This is a genomic window from Apibacter sp. B2966, assembly GCF_011082485.1.
Lineage (GTDB): Bacteria > Bacteroidota > Bacteroidia > Flavobacteriales > Weeksellaceae > Apibacter.
In genome coordinates this window covers 1323368-1340312 of the sequence record NZ_CP049714.1, presented here as the reverse complement: position 1 = coordinate 1340312, position 16945 = coordinate 1323368, and the positions used below count along the sequence as shown (strand labels likewise).

General features: G+C 31.6%; 13 protein-coding genes. 6 read left to right on the top strand and 7 right to left on the bottom strand.

Annotated features, from left to right (window positions below; genetic code table 11):
• Window positions 1-93 precede the first annotated feature (93 nt).
• Together G8C43_RS05770 and G8C43_RS05765 are read left to right on the top strand one after the other, a co-directional pair.
• A complete protein-coding gene (locus G8C43_RS05770) occupies window positions 94-1464 on the top strand; it encodes a hypothetical protein (protein ID WP_166004712.1) in 1371 nt (456 codons plus the stop codon).
• A 23-nt stretch (window positions 1465-1487) separates the two neighbouring features.
• Complete coding sequence (locus G8C43_RS05765) at window positions 1488-2924, top strand: OmpP1/FadL family transporter (protein ID WP_166004710.1); 1437 nt, start codon at window positions 1488-1490, stop codon at window positions 2922-2924.
• A gap of 45 nt (window positions 2925-2969) precedes the next feature.
• Here the strand turns inward: G8C43_RS05765 and mscL are convergent, their stop codons facing one another.
• Together mscL and G8C43_RS05755 are read right to left on the bottom strand one after the other, a co-directional pair.
• A complete protein-coding gene (gene mscL / locus G8C43_RS05760) occupies window positions 2970-3362 on the bottom strand; it encodes a large-conductance mechanosensitive channel protein MscL (protein WP_160541680.1) in 393 nt (130 codons plus the stop codon).
• Between the two features lie 70 nt (window positions 3363-3432).
• Window positions 3433-5529, bottom strand: a complete 2097-nt coding sequence (locus G8C43_RS05755; RefSeq protein ID WP_166004708.1) for a type IA DNA topoisomerase — start codon at window positions 5527-5529, stop codon at window positions 3433-3435.
• A gap of 308 nt (window positions 5530-5837) precedes the next feature.
• Here G8C43_RS05755 and G8C43_RS05750 point away from each other — a divergent pair, with 308 nt between their 5' ends.
• The 4 genes from G8C43_RS05750 (at window position 5838) to G8C43_RS05735 (ending at window position 9916) form a co-directional block, all read left to right on the top strand.
• Window positions 5838-6821 (top strand): ABC transporter ATP-binding protein, encoded by a 984-nt coding sequence (locus G8C43_RS05750; protein ID WP_166004706.1) that lies wholly within the window; start codon window positions 5838-5840, stop codon window positions 6819-6821.
• A 252-nt stretch (window positions 6822-7073) separates the two neighbouring features.
• Entirely contained in the window at window positions 7074-7727 is a 654-nt protein-coding gene (locus G8C43_RS05745) for a uroporphyrinogen-III synthase (RefSeq protein WP_160541683.1), read from the top strand.
• On the top strand, window positions 7720-8745 hold the full coding sequence (gene hemE / locus G8C43_RS05740) for a uroporphyrinogen decarboxylase (RefSeq protein ID WP_166004704.1): 1026 nt from the start codon (window positions 7720-7722) through the stop codon (window positions 8743-8745). The genes G8C43_RS05745 and hemE overlap by 8 nt, the downstream gene beginning before the upstream one ends.
• 304 nt (window positions 8746-9049) lie before the next feature.
• The gene (locus G8C43_RS05735) at window positions 9050-9916 is read left to right on the top strand and encodes a hypothetical protein (protein ID WP_160541685.1); all 867 of its coding nucleotides are present in this window, start codon (window positions 9050-9052) and stop codon (window positions 9914-9916) included.
• Between the two features lie 186 nt (window positions 9917-10102).
• Here the strand turns inward: G8C43_RS05735 and G8C43_RS05730 are convergent, their stop codons facing one another.
• The 5 genes from G8C43_RS05730 to G8C43_RS05710 all read right to left on the bottom strand — a co-directional run bounded on the left by G8C43_RS05730 (window position 10103) and on the right by G8C43_RS05710 (window position 16945).
• The gene (locus tag G8C43_RS05730) at window positions 10103-10882 is read right to left on the bottom strand and encodes a type III pantothenate kinase (protein ID WP_160541686.1); all 780 of its coding nucleotides are present in this window, start codon (window positions 10880-10882) and stop codon (window positions 10103-10105) included.
• 9 nt (window positions 10883-10891) lie between these two features.
• The gene (locus G8C43_RS05725) at window positions 10892-12736 is read right to left on the bottom strand and encodes a M1 family metallopeptidase (RefSeq protein ID WP_166004702.1); all 1845 of its coding nucleotides are present in this window, start codon (window positions 12734-12736) and stop codon (window positions 10892-10894) included.
• Between the two features lie 400 nt (window positions 12737-13136).
• The gene (locus G8C43_RS05720; RefSeq protein ID WP_160556919.1) at window positions 13137-13472 is read right to left on the bottom strand and encodes a cupin domain-containing protein; all 336 of its coding nucleotides are present in this window, start codon (window positions 13470-13472) and stop codon (window positions 13137-13139) included.
• 86 nt (window positions 13473-13558) lie between these two features.
• Window positions 13559-14128: a Crp/Fnr family transcriptional regulator gene (locus G8C43_RS05715; protein WP_166004700.1), complete on the bottom strand. Its 570-nt coding sequence runs from the start codon at window positions 14126-14128 to the stop codon at window positions 13559-13561.
• A gap of 369 nt (window positions 14129-14497) precedes the next feature.
• Window positions 14498-16945 carry a TonB-dependent receptor domain-containing protein gene (locus G8C43_RS05710; protein ID WP_166004698.1) on the bottom strand — a complete coding sequence of 816 codons (2448 nt, stop codon included), beginning with the start codon at window positions 16943-16945 and terminating at the stop codon, window positions 14498-14500.

The window sequence follows — 16945 nt, the reverse complement described above, 5'->3', positions numbered from 1 at the left end:
AAATAGGTATTTCTTAATTGGTACGACTTTTGCGAATTTAAAATGATTCAAGAACAAAATTATAATAAATATATAAACTACTAAAAAAATATCATGAAGAATATCAGTTGTAATTTAGGACGAGTTTTCATGAAAGTTGGTACTCTCTTATGGGTGTCGGTTTTTTTAACATCATGTTATGTCGGCCAATCTTCATATGCCGGTGAGGATAGTGTATATTATTCAAATAAGACTCGAAAAAATAATAAACAAAAGTCTTATGATTACGTATATGATGAGGGTACAAGCTCATCCAATTCATATTCAGACAGTCAAGTAAGAATAGGTAAAAAATATATTGATCCAACTTCTAATGCCAGTGATTTATTATACGACGATGATTATAACAAAAGTGATGCTTCTTCCAATACTGTCAATCGCTACAGTGATGATATCAATCAATCCTATTCCAATAATTATAACAGAGACGGTTGGGGAGATGATGGCGGAACTGTAGTTAATAATTATTATTACGGAGGTTACAGTCCTTATTATTCTTATTATTGGGGCGCCCCATATTGGGGATGGAGAAGTTATTGGAGCCCCTATTATGGATGGAATTGGGGCGTTTCAGTAGGCTGGGGCTGGGGATGGTCCGGCTGGGGATGGGATTATCCTTCATATTGGGGTCCATCTTGGGGTTGGAATTATCCGGGTTATTGGAGACCTCATCACCATTATTGGGATAATGGTTGGTGTTGTTCAAGATATTATGCCAATTACGGATCAAGGTCTTCCTATTTGAATAGTTCAAGAGGAAACTCATATATTTCAAGATCTTATGGAACATCTCGTTCAAGACAAATACAAGACATTCAAAGACAAAATAGTAGAAATACCATCATTTCGGGAAGCCGAAGCAATGGGATAAGTAATTCAAGAATCAATAGAGGTTCTACATCTACTATTTCAAGAAACAATGAAAGTGGAAGAAACGGTTCAATTATAGGCGGCTCAAGAGCTAATGCAGCAGTTGTTACTCCCGAAAATTCAAGAAACAATTCCGGGGCTGTAATTGGAGGCTCAAGAAATAATACGATAACTAATTCAGAAGGATCAAGATCCACAGGCGTCATTAGAGGCTCCAGAAATAGTGTAGGTACATTGGAAGGATCAAGAAATCAAGTGGGGATCGGAAATTCCGGAACCGGAAGAGAATCATCCAATTCAGGTACAATAAGAGGATCTAGAAACAGTACAGGAATTATGGGAGGATCCAGAAATTACGAATCAGGTTCTTCTAGAATATCTTCACCAAACTATCAAACCCCAAGTTCAAGCAGTCGCGAAAGTTCTCGCGGATCTATAATTGGAGGAGGTAATCGAGGCTTTGGAGGAGGTTCCATAAGTAGTGGCAGCCGTGGCGGCTTTGGAGGAGGCTCCTTGGGAGGTGGTCGCGGAGGCGTAATAGGTGGTAGAAGATAATATATAATAATATAACTCAAATTATGAACAAGAAATTATTATACGGTTTTATCCTTTCATCCATGGTTTTGATAGGTAAATCACAAACCAATAGATTTTATCCCAATGATGTATCCGATGCTTTTACTATTTTTGGTGATAATTCCAATAATACAACAGGTACTGCCAGATATATAGGTATGGGGGGATCTATGGGAGCTTTAGGAGGTGATCTTAGTGCCGTTGAAATAAACCCTGCCGGTCTAGGTATTTTTAGAAATTCTGTAGCGAATATTTCAATGAGTATCTTATCGAATAAAAATAAAGCTACTATGGGCAACGGAGTAAATTCCAATACCGATACCAATTTTAATGTTCCCGGTGCCGGAGTTGCATTGGCTTTAGGTGATGAAGCAGATATATTTAAAGTAAACGTTGGAGTAAACTTTTCTTATCAAAGAGTAGATAACGACGTAAATTTTTCCAGAAATACCAAATTAAATTATTTATATCCTAATAAAGATAATGTAGATCAACTTTATGAAATGGTCAATTATGATCAGTATACCAATGGATATAAATCAAAAATGAAATTCAGTTTGGCAACCAATTACATGGATAGATTATATTTCGGTATTGGATTAGATTGGCATTATTTAAATATTGATCGCAATTCTGAATATGGTCATAGAAACACAGTAGATGGGGAATATATGAAATTCAATGAGCAATTAACGCCTTATAGTCAAGAAGCCAACGGTTTCGGATTAAATGTTGGGGTAATCGGTAAAATTACACCTGAGATTCGTTTAGGGGCTGCCTATCATTCTCCTATTTGGTGGTCTGATATGGATGATTACCGATGGATATATGGATACGATGATAAAGGACAATTCGTAGAAGATTATGTTTATTATGATCATTATAAAAATGTATCTCCCGGAAAATTGGTATTAAGTGGCGCTTTTGCTTCCAATATCGTTGATGATGATAATTCCTTGGCCTTCAATTTTGATTTTATTAATTACTTTAATAAAGACATGGAATTTAAAGGAGATGTTGACTATAGGTTAAATAATAATTTTGTTAATGACTACGTAAGAAATTCCCAAGAATACCGCGCAGGTATCGAATACAGGTTTAGAGAATTAAAATTACGAGCCGGTTACGCTTATGCTTCTTCTCCGGTTAAAAGTAATTCTATATCAGGAATATGGGATACAAACAGCGATCCTGTATTTGTAAAAAATTACTTGGCAGGTGAAAAAAATAAATTGTCTTTTGGAGCCGGATATGATATTGGTCAATTTTTTGTGGACCTAGGATATCAATATATTAAAACAGATTATCGCACAACCCTTTCCGGTGACTTTTATACGGTAGGTGGATCCAATCTTGCAATAAGTTTAGATAAACCGTATTTAGGAAAAGTTAATAATATCCAAAATAATTTTGTATTAACTTTGGGTATGAGGTTTTAAAAATATATTCACAATAAAAAATCCTAACAAAAGTTAGGATTTTTTTTATTTATTTTTGAGTAAATCTCTGATTTCAGTTAATAATTCTTCTTGAGAAGGTGGTTTAGGTGTGTTATCTTGTTCTTTTTTCTCTTCGTCTTTCTTATTAAGCCTATTGATCACTTTTATCATCATAAATAAACAAAAAGCAATAATTAAAAATGATAGACAAGTGGATAAAAAGTTACCATATTTAATAGCTGTTCCCGGAATGGTTAATTTAGCCAAATCGGTCAAATCAGCCATCTTTAATGCAGGAGTGAGAACAAGAGGGGTGATAATATCTTCAACTAAAGACGTGATAATCTGGTTAAATGCGCCCCCGATAATTACACCGACAGCCATGTCAACCACATTTCCCCTTAGGGCAAATTCTTTAAATTCTTTTATTAAACTCATAAATAATAATTTTAATTATAATTGCAAAAATAAATTAAATTTCAAATTAACATAATATATGCTGATTTGGTTAGGTTTCAAATACTATTCCGAAATTTTCATCAAATAATAAAATACCGTCCCTTTTCTCCTGAGATTCGGGAACTGTAAATCCTTTTATTTTTGTTGTTTTACCTTTACCTATTAGATCTGATATTTGTTTTAAAGTTAATTTTTTGCCGAATATTTCAAAAGGTATAGTAAAACTGCAATTTTTAAAATCAGAACAGCCGTATGCAGATTTTCCTTTTATCAATTTATGAGTTTTACATTTTGGACAGAATAAATCTTCTACAGGTCGTAGGGGTGTGGTTTGCTTTTTAGATTTTTCGTTTATTTGAGTATTTTCTTTCTCTTGTATGGATATTCGTCTATATTGACTGTTTTTAACTTCTTGGGTTAGGTCGGTTACCATTTCGATAAGTTCCTTTTTAAAAAGATCGGAAGAATATTCTCCTTTTTCAATGAGTCTGAGTTTTTTTTCCCAGAGACCTGTAAGCTCCACGCTTTTTAAAATTTCGCTTTGTATCGTGTCGATCAGATCCATTCCCGTTGAGGTGGCATAAATATTTTTTCTTTTTTTCTCGATATACTTTCTGTGTAGTAAAGTTTCAATAATATTTGCTCGAGTAGAAGGACGTCCAATACCATTATCTTTCATTACTTCCCTCATCTCTTCATCATCTACTTGTTTACCGGCGGTTTCCATACTTCTTAATAAAGTAGCCTCGGTGAAATATTTAGGAGGTGTAGTTTTTCCTTGATGAATGAATGGATCGTGAGGACCGCTTTCTCCAACTTCAAAAACCGGAATTAAATTTTCCTCTTTTTCATTTTTTTTATCTTTTTCATAGATGATTCTCCATCCCGGTTCCAAAATTTGTTTACCGCTTGCTTTAAAGGGTACTTCACCAACTTTTGAAGTTACCAAAGTATTGGAAATTTTACATTCAGGATAAAATACGGCAATAAATCTTCGGGCAACAAGATCATAAATCTTTTTTTCATCAGTCGAAATACCTTCGGGTAAAATATCGGTAGGTATAATAGCATGATGATCCGTAACTTTAGTGTCATCGAAAACAGCTTTCGATTTTGGAATCGGATTTTCTAAAAGAGGAGCAATAAGATTTTCATAATATTTCATGCCGGAAAGAATTCCGTAGATCTTAGGATATAAGTCTTCCGAAAGATAAGTGGTATCAACCCGAGGATAGGTAACGAATTTCTTTTCATAGAGGCTTTGAATGTATTTTAAAGTATTATCAGCAGAATAACCGTACTTTTTATTTGCCTCTACTTGTAGAGAAGTCAAATCAAATAAACGAGGATTCTTTTCTTTTCCCTCTTTCTTCTCGAAAGAAACTATTTCAAAAGGATATTTCTGTAAATATTCTAATCCTTTTTTAGCTCGGTCTTCGCTCTTCAATCGGTCGATATCAGCAATGAATTCCACATTCTTATACATGGTTTTTAATTCCCAGTATTCCTCAATAACAAAAGAATCAATTTCTTTTTGTCGTTGTACTATCATTGCCAACGTTGGCGTTTGAACTCTACCGATTGATAACAAAGTTTTGTTTATGGCAAATTTTTTAGTAAAAAGTCGGGTAGCATTTATTCCCAAAAGCCAATCGCCGATTGCGCGGGCACTTCCGGCAGCATATAAATTTTCATATTGGGAAGAATCCTTAAGGTTTTCAAATCCCTCTTTTATAGACTGTTCTGTAAGAGATGATATCCATAATCGTTTTACAGGAACTTTACATTTTGCTTTAAGCAATACCCACCGTTGGATCAATTCACCTTCCTGTCCGGCATCCCCGCAATTGATTACCTCTTCACATTCAGCAACGAGGCTTTCTATTACTTTGAATTGTTTTTTCACCCCTTTGTTGGAAATAAGCTTAATCCCAAAATTAGACGGAATGATAGGAAGGTCTTCCAAATACCAATACTTCCAGTTCGGGTTATAATCGTGAGGCTCTTTTAAGGTACACAAATGACCAAAAGTCCAGGTAACTTGATAACCGTTTCCCTGGTAAAATCCGTCTTTTCTCTCTTTTGCCCCTACAATTTGAGCAATATCTTTAGCGACGCTTGGTTTTTCAGCTATACATACAATCATTACTGATGGAAGGATTTTTCCTGCAAAATTGCAATTTTTTAAGTATACTAAGTAATTGATCTTTTAAAAAAGGTCGGATTAGCATTTGAATAATTTATGATTTGAAAACAATATTTGATATTAATTATAAAAATTATATTCAAAATTTTTTCCAAAGAACAGTTGAAATCGCATTAAATTTATAGTAAAATAAATAAAAGTTTAAAAGATGTTTTTAGCATTAATAGTTTAAATTTGTGAAATTATGCTTAATCCAGTATCATTTGTAGCATTGAATCATAATCAGAGAATTTTACAAATAAGTCTATATGTTAGAAGTTAAGAATCTATGTTTTTCATACACTAAAGATAAAAAAATAATTGAATCTCTTTCTTTCTCTTTAAAGCAAGGAAATATGCTGGCACTTGTAGGAGAAAGTGGAAGCGGTAAAAGTACCATTTTAAAGTTAGTTTATGGTTTGTTGGAATGGGAGAGTGGAGAAGTTATTTATAGAGGAAAAAAATTAGCAGGATTTAAAGGAAATTTAGTTCCCGGAGAACCTGAATTTAAATATTTGGAACAAGATTTCGGGCTTATGCCCTATGCAACCGTTGGAGAAAATGTGGGTAAATTCCTTTCTAATATAGATTTGAAAGAAAAGCAAAACAGAATTATGTTTTTGCTCGATTTAGTGGGCATGGCGGATTATCTAGATGAAAAACCTATCTCACTAAGCGGAGGACAGAAACAAAGAGTAGCATTGGCGAAAGCCTTAGCTCAAACTCCTTCAGTATTGTTATTAGACGAACCATTTTCTCAAGTCGATACTTTTAAGAAAAATATACTAAAAAGAGCTGTTTTTGATTTTGCTAAAGAAAATAATATTTCCATTATTTTAGCCACCCATGAAATAGAAGACGCTTTGGCATATGCAGATGAAATGATGATTGTTAAAGAAGGTAAAATTATACGACAAGGCAATCCTCATGATATATATCGAAATCCCGAAAATACCTATGTTGCCAATTTATTTGGTGAAAATACCATTTTAAAAAGATCAGATTTTCCGAACCTGTTTGAAGATTTAGTAGAAGATGAAATTCTAATTTATCCACATCAATTTATAATTTCTCAATCGGGTATTCCTGTAAAAGTAATAAGAAGCTATTTTATGGGCAGTCATTATCTCGTGGAAAGTATTTCAAAATTTAAAAGATTTTGGTTTATTAGTGATGAATCATTACCGATTGGCAAAGGGTGTTTTTTACAATTTTATGAATATCAGAAATTATTGGATAATAAATTTAATTAACTAATAGTTAAAAATCTCATTATAGATTTACCAAATAATCGTTATTGCTTAGCCACTTAGTATAATAGGTTGAATTTCCTATTAATTATACTTTAAAAATAATGATTCTAAAAGCAATATTGTTTTAAATACTCAGTAATAAGGATAAAAAAATAATAAAATGTATGAATTTTGTTACAAAACGATGATATTTTTAGTTGTTGATTTTTTAAGTGCATTTAATAACAGTATATTTGTATAAATCAATTTAATATGAAAAGAATATTATTTACTTCTTCTTTCTCAATTCCGGATGATTATGAGCAGGAATATGAAATTGATTATATTCCTTTTATATATGTAGAAATCTATCCTTATTATGAATTTATTAAGCAAATTCCTTTAGATGTTGATTCGTTTATTGTAACCAGTAAAAATTCTGCAAAAGCGATCAAGGATATTGAACTGGAAGGTAAATTTTTTGTAGTAGGAAAAAGTACCGCAAAAGAATTATACGGACAGAACAGAGATATTGCATTTATAACCAATTATGCTGAAGATTTGTTGGAAAGAATGCTGGAAACAGATATAAAAAAATATGTTTTTTTTAAAGGAAATTTGTCGCTCACCATTTTACCGGACGCTTTACGTAAAAATGGAGTGGAAGTTGTTGGAATAGAATGTTATAAAACCCTTTTAACTCCTCATAAAATAGATAAGCAATATGATGCTATTGTTTTTACAAGTCCTTCTGCAGTAAGATCTTTTAGTTCCATGAATGAGATTCCGCAGGAAACTATTATATTTACAAGCGGTAAAACCACCGCTGAAACGGTTAGTACACTGGGAGAATACAAAATATATTATCCGGAAGATACAACAAAAGAATCCTTACTTGAACTAATAAAAAAGAAAATAAATGATTAAAAATACTTTATTTCTGGATGCTTTAAAAGGTAAACATGTCGAACGTCCGCCAGTGTGGATGATGCGTCAAGCTGGTAGATTTTTACCTGAATTTAGAGCTTTACGAGATAAGTATGATTTTTTTACCCGTTGTCAAACTCCTGAATTGGCAGCAGAAATAACTCTAATGCCTGTAAAAAGGTTTCCAATAGATGCGGCTATTTTATTTTCAGACATTTTAGTAGTTCCTCAAGCCATGGGATTGAATTTTGAAATGAAGGAATCCGTAGGCCCCTATTTGGAAAATCCTATCACTTATGAATCTGATATTGATAGATTGCAAAATCCTCCGATTGAAGAAAGTTTAGGATATGTATTGGAAGCTATAACCCTTACCAAAAAACTTCTAAATAATCAAATTCCCTTAATCGGTTTTTCAGGAAGCCCATGGACGATTTTATGCTATGCTGTCGAAGGTAAAGGTTCTAAAACATTTGATAAGGCTAAATCGTTTTGCTTTAAAAATCCAAAACAGGCTCATGTATTACTGCAAAAAATTACAGATTATACCATCCGGTATTTATTAAAAAAAGTTGAATATGGTGTAGATGCCGTACAAATTTTTGATAGTTGGGGAGGCTTGCTATCTCCTAAAGATTATGATGAATTTTCATGGAACTATATAAATCAGATTATTGAATCTTTAGCGCCCAAAGTTCCGGTTATAGTGTTTGGAAAAGGCTGTTGGTATGCACTACAAACCATGTCCCGATCTAAGGCTTCTGCTTTAGGAGTAGATTGGACAATCACGCCTCAAAAAGCTAGAGAATTTACGGGCGGCGTAATTACATTACAAGGAAATTTTGATCCGGCTAAATTGCTGTCTTCTCCTGAAAAAATATATTCTGAAGCACAACAAATGATCCGTGATTTTGGTGTTCAACGATATATAGCCAATTTAGGTCATGGAATTTTACCAAATGTCCCTTTAGAAAATGCTGAGGCATTTATTAGGGCTATTGTGGAATTTAAAGAATAGCAATAAATCGATGAAATCTGTATATTACTTAAATAATAATTAGTTTTTACATAACTTCATAGTTATATCTTTTAGAAAAAATATACCATCATCGAATAAAGATCAGCGGGATTGCATCTATCCTACAACGAAACGTTTTTTTACTTCAAATTGTATAGTTGGTAAATTGTAAATAATTCATACATAGCACTATATGGGCATGATATTTGTAAATTATTTAAATGCCTCTACATCTAAATTATCTGTCTGAGAAGATTTAAAGTTCTCAATTTTTACCCAAAATAACATTTTTAAATTTAATTTTATGAAGAAAATTTTATCAATTTTCGCATTCATTGTGCATGCAATTATTCTTTTTGGACAAGTAGGTATAGGTACAGAAACTCCGGACAGCTCTTCCATTTTAGACATAAAATCATCTAATAAAGGTTTTTTACCTCCTCGAGTAAATATTACTTCTATAAAAGATACCGTTACAATTAAAAAACCTGCAAACGGTTTAATTATTTATGATCCGGATGGATTTACAGAAACAATTAATAACCAAGTTTATACTAGAGAAGCCGGAGTTTATATGTTTAATGGACATGAATGGCAACGCCTTTATTCCAGTAATAACAACAATAGTATTTCGCCTTCAGATGGTAAAAATTTAGTAGGTGTAAAAATAAGCATTAATCAATCGGGGTATGTTCCACTTTCAGGAACTCAATCGTACGGATTATTACTTCAAAATAATTCAGTCGCAGTAAATCCTCAATTTATAAATGGTACTTGGCCCTCACCATCAAGTTCGCCGATAGATATTCTCAGTCCTAAAAATGGAGATTCAGGAACACTACTTTTTGAAAACAAACTGGCTGATCAAGCCAATTTTTTCCGTATTAATTTTGAATATCAAATTTTAAACAGACAACCGATTACTAATGGTATATTTTATGTCTCAATTGTATCAATTGCTACCGGAGAAACGGTTTATTCAGATGCAATTATTGTTCCCGCAGGAACTAATGTCGGCAGCAGTGTAAAATTTCAAATAGCTTTTCCTACACTTTCCGATTCAAATTCAATTAGTCAAGGATATAAGATTATGTTTCAAGCCGATACAGCTTTACCTATATTACCAAATAATCTTGGGGTTAAAATTATTGATATTTTAAGAATCAATTAATTAATAAAAATAGTAGCTGTAAAAAAGGGGATAATTTCTAATTTTATTTATGTAAATATTTTTATAAAATGATACTACAACTATTTTATGTATAATGTGTGTATTTATAGATTTATGATATTAAAAAGTTTATAATAGTAAAAAAGTATCCACTATTATCTATAATTATACATACAAAATGGGTAACTAAAATTTAGAATTTTTATTTTCTAAGGTTTGTTTTAAGTATAGTTCCCGTAAGCCTTTTATGGTATGGAAACGATCATAAATATGAATTTTAGTTGTTAAGGGAGCAAATAGATGGCCGAGTCCTCCGGTAGCTATTACAAAAGTGTCTTCCCCTAATTCTTTATTAATCCGATCAATTAAACCTTCAACCATACTTAAAAAACCAAACACCATTCCACTTTGCATAGATTCTTCCGTGGTTTTACCAAGTACGCTTTTAGGAGTGCGCATTTCAATATCTGAAAGTTGTGCAGTTGCTCCAATTAGAGAATTTAAAGAAGTGATGACACCGGCAGCAATAATTACCCCTTTTATATCTCCGGTTTTATCGACACAAGTTAAAGTTAATGCAGTCCCGAAATCTACGATAATTTTTGTCCCCTTATATTTTTTATAGGCATAATATGCATTGGCATAAAGATCGGTACCCATTTGCGGGGTACTAGACGTTAACTCTGTAGGGGTATTTCTGGTTACTTGAACCGTTTTTATATTATGAAGACGGGTTAGCGATTTTCTTACAGGATATGTTAAATGGGGTACAACGGAGCCTACTGCTATTTCGGTAATATCATTGGGATTAATCCCATAGTTTTGATAAGTCATTTTAAATTGAGAAAATAGCTCATCTTCACTCTTATAAGGTTTAGTATTCATTACCCATGAATTAATACACTCTTCTTCTTGAAATATTCCAAAACGTATATTGCTATTTCCAATGTTTACTACTAAAAGCATATGTATATTTTATTTAGGATAAATATTGTTTTCTCTATTGATGTCTGCCATTCGATAGGTCGCGTCAATTTCAATAGATTTAATTTTTTCAGGTGATACATTCAGACTAAATTCATATTCCTTTTGTGTCCATTTCCAATAAGGTAGATTTTTCTGATTAACTTCAGATTCTTGTTTCTTATAATTATGCATCATATGTAAAGGAATATTATATATTTGTTTAGAACCATCTGAATATGTTACATTAACATCTATCGGCATCGGAAAATTACCCAGATTTTCAAGTGTTACCTTAGTGGTTTTTCCTTCTTTTTCTACGCTTTTAATAGCATAATCAATAGTCCGTGTGGTATAAGTCATATAGTTCCAATACCATTTTAAATCCATGCCTGATATTTTTTGGGCAATATGTATAAAATCCCTGTCGGTAGGATGTTTAAATTTCCATGTTTCAAAGTAATTTTTCATTATTTTGAAAAAAGTTTGTCTACCAACAATATATTCTAATTGCACTAAAAACAACTCGCCTTTAATATAGGCAGCAACACTATAGCCATTATTAGTTAAAAAATGATCGGAAAAAATACCCATTACTTCTTCCTGTCTAGTTTTTATAAATTCTGTGTAAAATTCAACACTATTATAATGAGGGTTTGGATAATTTTTTACATAGTCAGGAAATATTTTAGCCATCATTAAATGTTCTGCATACGAAGTAAATCCTTCATCCATCCAAGCTCTCATACTTTCATTGGAAGCAAGTATATGCTGAAACCAAGAATGAGAGGCTTCATGAAACATCAAATCGGCAAGTCCTTCCAAAGATTTTGCATTTCCCATGATCATAGTACACATCCCATATTCCATGCCACCGTCTCCTCCTTGAATAAAAGAATAGGTTGGATAGGGATAGGCGCCAAAGTTTTCTTTCATAAGAGAAAAGTATTTCTTGATATAAGGTTTAGATTCTTCCCAATAATTGGTTTGCTTAGACTTCTGATAAATCAAATAAATCAAAGGTCCGTTTTTAATAGAGATTGAATCAACTGTATAATCAGGATCGGCAGCCCAGGCAAAATCATGAATATTTTCTGCTTTAAAATGCCAGAATGTTTTATTTTTTTTAACAACCGGTTGAGTATCTGCAAGATATCCTTTAACATCTTTGGGATTTTGGAGAACTCCACCGGCTCCAATAATATAATTTTTATCAATTGCTATCGTTACATCATAATTTCCAAAAACTCCTTGAAATTCTCTTGCGATATAATCAAAGGTATGCCAACCTTCATAATCGTATTCTACTACTTTCGGGTACCATTGGGTCATGGTTAAATCAATGCCTTCGGAATTATTTCTTCCGGCTCTTCGAATAACCGGAGGAATCTGTGAGGTCCATTCCATTTCAAAATGAGTGGTGGTATGGGGTAATATAGGTTTTGCCAATTGAACTTTTAAAATAGTTTCTTCAACAGTAAACGTAACCGGTATACCTTCTTGTTTTAAGGATTTAATTTTTTGATACCCTATTTCATTAGATTTCAACGATGAGATTCGTGATTTCCCTTCACCGGTAATCATTCGTTTGTCAGCAGTCTTATTTAGTTCCTGTAATTTCTGATCCATCATTGAATTTGGTTGAAATGCATTCCAATATAAGTGGAAATAGAAAACAGAAAGTGTGTCTTGGGAATTGTTTGTATAAGTAATTTGTTGATGACCCTTATATTGGTAATTTTTAACATCAACATCAATATTCATTTTATAATCTGCCTGTTGTTGATAGTATTTATTTATTTGTGAATTAGATAGTAATCCTAAGGTTAGGAAACAAATAAAAAATATTTTTTTCATTAAAATTGATTTAACGCAAGTTAAAGATTAATTTTATTAAATAAGCAATAAATTACATTTCAATAATTTTTTAACTTTTGCAGGAATATCCTATCATTTGTGCGTATATTTAAGTTAATGAAATGTTTTATAGTAAGAAAATTATATCCTTAAAAGGAATGTTACTAGTAACGATAAAATAACAAGATATAGTATAAATATTTAAAAATCCCCAAATCATATAATTTGAGGAAAATATAAAGTATTGTTTTAATGCAACTAATTAGAGAATAATAATTTTTCCAAATGTTGAATTTTAAAACTTAATAATTATCATGATAGGAAAGAAGTGATTTTTATGTGTTTTTTTTCTTGTATTTATGATAATTTATACATGTTTATTAAACATTGTCTACTATTTTTATAATATAGTTATAAGATCTTCATTATCTTCCAGTAAATAATATGCTAAAAAAATAAGATTTTCTGAATCAGAAGCATTGTCAAAATGTTTAATAGGTTGATTTTTAGGTTCGTAAAACACATTTCCGGATTTAATGATTTCCGGTTCATGTCCTTCAATTTGGAATAACAAGGTTCCGGATAATACATGTCCGATAACCGGACAGGGATGAAGGTGATAATCTGCTTTTCCTTTTGGAGGGATGATGACTTCTTTCATTTCAATTCTTGAAACGGTTTGGTTCTTTAATACAACAGTCTTTAGATCTTTTCTTGTAACATTACTTTTTAACATGATTATATATTTAAATAAAAAACACTAAGTAATTATGTGCTTATTAAATTAATTTGATCCAAAGGTAGTTGTATATAATTATTTTTTCATTGACTTATGTTAAGAGATTTCAAACGGCTTAATGATTCTGGTTCAATTCCTATATAAGAAGCAATATGATATTGTGGTACCAATTGTTCCACATTTGGATATGTTTGTAGCAATAATTTATATCTTTCATAAGCAGTATTCATTAAAAGAGAAATATCTTTTTGGCATTTTTTAACGAATAAAGTATCTGAAATGTATTTTGCAACTTTAAACCATGCTTTTGATTCATTGAGAAGCAAATCATAATTAGTTTGAGAAAGACATAAAATAGTTGAATTTTCCAATGCTTGTATACTGCCAATGCTTGGCTCTCTTGTTAAGAAACTTCTGTATGAAGTTACTATTGATTCTGGAAAATAGAAGTCAATATTAAATTCTTTTCCATCTTTATCTAAATAAGATCTTAGAACTCCTGTTTTCACAAAACCAATAAAAGAACAAATTTCTCCTTCTTCTATAAGAAAATCTTTTTTAAACAATGTTTTTACTTCCAGCAATTCCGATAATCTGGTATAATATTGAGTTGCTAATTCTAATTTAGTACAAATTAAATCCTTTAAAAACATATGTTGTATTTTTATGTAAATATACCTAAGTAATAAGTAATTTTAGTGCAAAAGGAATTTATTAAGTAACTTTCGAATATCAGTCATTTCATTGTACAGTTTAGATATTAGAATATGTGTTTAAGTAATATTACAACTTTACATCGTTTTATAATGAATTTATAAGTAGGAAACAGATTTATATTACATAAGTATTGGCGATTTCATAGAGTAATTAAATAAAAGTTCAGAACTTTTTAGTTTATAAATAACCATTACAGAAATAGTATATAATGAATTATAAAAGTTTATGGGCTATATTAATAGTTTTTATACAGTTATGAAATCACCCATGCGATTTTTGTGATGTAAATACTTAAAAAATAAGGATTACATGTTTATATCGTCAAAATCGGAATTAGTATCAGTATTATTTTGTTGGCGATTCTTTTTATTATTACTCCTTTTATCATTACTATTATTGAATCTATAAGTAAAAGATAGGGTAAATTGTCTTGGACGCCATTGCATTTCCGAGTATCTGTAAAAATCGTCTCCGTATGTTTTAAATTTCCTTTTTTTAGAATCAAAAACATCCTGAATATTGAAAAGGAATGTTCCTTGACCTTTTAATATATCTTTGCTGATTCCTAAATCCATTCCGTACATTTCTTTACTTTTATTTTGTCCATTTTTAAAAGGTGCCATATAATTTCCTTGTAATTGAAAATTAAAATTTTCCGGGAGTTTTACTGTCATACTCATACGAGTTCTCCATGTAAACCCTTTTTTATCTAAATTCTCGGTAACTAAGGTGGTACTTCCGGTTATAGTATTAATTTTTTCATACGAATAATTCCCATAGCTTTCGTATTGAAATAAATTTACATCTCCAAAAATTTTCCACCATTTATAAGGATTTACAGAATAAGACAATTCTCCACCGTATCTATTTTCATGTCCTAAATTGGTAGGCATGGTATTTAAATTTCCGAGAGGGTCTGATGTAGTTATGAATTGTAAAGGATCTTGAGTTCTTTGATAATATAAAGAAGGAGTAATTCCCCAATTACTTTGTTGAAGGTTGTATCCTAATTCAAAAGAATTGATATAGGAAGGGTCTAAGTCCGGATTTCCTTGACGAGTATTCCTGTCATCAGAAATGTTTTTATAGGGGATAAGCATTCTGCTGTCCGGGCGAAATATTCTTCGGCTGTAACTGATTTGCAATTGGCTTTTTTCCGTTAGATCATAATTTAGGTGAAGAGTAGGGAATAAGTCCGTATAATTTTTAGTAATGGTTGAATTAGCTTGACGAGAAACAACCTTGATAATTGACGTTTCTTCTCTTAATCCTGCTAAAAATGAAAATCCCCCCCATTTATTTCCATATTGTAAATAAGAAGATAAAATGTTTTCTTGATAAACCGTATTGTCTGTTTGATCAGGATTCACTACCCACGAATTATTTTTAAATTCATTTAAAGAAAAATCTGATTTAATTTTAGAATAATCAGCTCTCATTCCGGCTTCTAATTGAGAACCTTCTTTAAAAGGCAATACATAATCAGATTTCAACATTATTTTGGTTTGCGTATTATCATTGGTATTTAAACCGGGAATTCGGTCAAAGATTTTAGAATCGGAATCTTTTAGATTATAGGAGTAGAATCCGTCAACGGTTAGTACATTTCCTTTTTTTAAAAAATTATGCGTAAAATTTAGGTTTCCGTCGATTCCGTAATTATTTCTGTTTTCTCGTTCTTTTCTTTCTGTAAGGCTTTGTATAAGTGAGGGATATAATGTGGTATTATAGTGGGTGGTACTTAAATAATTGCTGGTATTATAATTATATCCTACAGAGGTAGATAATGAGTTTTGTTCGTCAAAAGTAAAATTAAATCCCGTACTTGCATTTAGAGAAGTTCTTTCCCTATTCCTTTTAGAATCTTGTAGGGAATTTTCATCCATAAGGTGATTCATATCATAACCAATGTAATTTTTTTTCTCTTTACCTTTATTTTTACCATACCTAAAACCGATATTGGTAAACCAGTTCCATTTTTTTTTGCCATATCCTAAATTAATGGATGTACCGTACGATTGTGGAGATCCTCCGGACATTTGAATACTTCCGGTAACACCTTTTTTTCTATTTTTTTTGGTAATTATATTTATAATACCGGCAGTTCCTGAAGATTCATAACGAGCAGAAGCATTGGTAACTACTTCGATTTTTTCAACCATATCAGCCGGTATGGATTTTAAAGCTTCGGCAGTATCATTAATTCCCAACATGGCAGAAGGTTTACCGTCAACTAAAATTTTAACATTGTCATTGCCTCGTAAACTAACCGTTCCATCTACATCTACAGTCACCGATGGAACATTTTGCATAACATCTGAAAGAGTTCCTGACTTGGCAGTTAAATCTTGAGAAACGTCATATATTTTTTTATCCAACTCAACTTTATATAATGGCTTTCTTCCTTCTACAACAATTCCCTCCAATTCTTTAGCCGTTTGTTCAATCTTTATATTTCCTAAGGAAGTTGATTGAAGAAGTGACTTTTGATCGACATATGAATCAAATCCGGCCTGATCTATCATCAATTCATATTCTCCCGGAGTTACTTTAACAGAAAATTTACCTTTTTCATCAGCCAATCCTCCAAATACTTTAGAAGTATCTTCTAAATTGGTTAAAGTAATGCTGCTGTAGGGTACGGGACGGTTATTATCTGTAATTATGGTTCCTGTTATAACAATGTTTTGTGAAAATATAAAGGTATATAGTACTAAACAAAATGTTGATAGTATGGATTTACTTGAAGTCAT

Bases quoted from the DNA above. Each gene is read 5' to 3' on its own strand.
- G8C43_RS05770 (WP_166004712.1), top strand. From the start codon at position 94: ATGAAGAATATCAGTTGTAATTTAGGACGAGTTTTCATGAAAGTTGGT.
- G8C43_RS05765 (WP_166004710.1), top strand. From the start codon at position 1,488: ATGAACAAGAAATTATTATACGGTTTTATCCTTTCATCCATGGTTTTG.
- mscL (WP_160541680.1), bottom strand. From the start codon at position 3,362: ATGAGTTTAATAAAAGAATTTAAAGAATTTGCCCTAAGGGGAAATGTG.
- G8C43_RS05755 (WP_166004708.1), bottom strand. From the start codon at position 5,529: ATGATTGTATGTATAGCTGAAAAACCAAGCGTCGCTAAAGATATTGCT.
- G8C43_RS05750 (WP_166004706.1), top strand. From the start codon at position 5,838: ATGTTAGAAGTTAAGAATCTATGTTTTTCATACACTAAAGATAAAAAA.
- G8C43_RS05745 (WP_160541683.1), top strand. From the start codon at position 7,074: ATGAAAAGAATATTATTTACTTCTTCTTTCTCAATTCCGGATGATTAT.
- hemE (WP_166004704.1), top strand. From the start codon at position 7,720: ATGATTAAAAATACTTTATTTCTGGATGCTTTAAAAGGTAAACATGTC.
- G8C43_RS05735 (WP_160541685.1), top strand. From the start codon at position 9,050: ATGAAGAAAATTTTATCAATTTTCGCATTCATTGTGCATGCAATTATT.
- G8C43_RS05730 (WP_160541686.1), bottom strand. From the start codon at position 10,882: ATGCTTTTAGTAGTAAACATTGGAAATAGCAATATACGTTTTGGAATA.
- G8C43_RS05725 (WP_166004702.1), bottom strand. From the start codon at position 12,736: ATGAAAAAAATATTTTTTATTTGTTTCCTAACCTTAGGATTACTATCT.
- G8C43_RS05720 (WP_160556919.1), bottom strand. From the start codon at position 13,472: ATGTTAAAAAGTAATGTTACAAGAAAAGATCTAAAGACTGTTGTATTA.
- G8C43_RS05715 (WP_166004700.1), bottom strand. From the start codon at position 14,128: ATGTTTTTAAAGGATTTAATTTGTACTAAATTAGAATTAGCAACTCAA.
- G8C43_RS05710 (WP_166004698.1), bottom strand. From the start codon at position 16,945: ATGACTTCAAGTAAATCCATACTATCAACATTTTGTTTAGTACTATAT.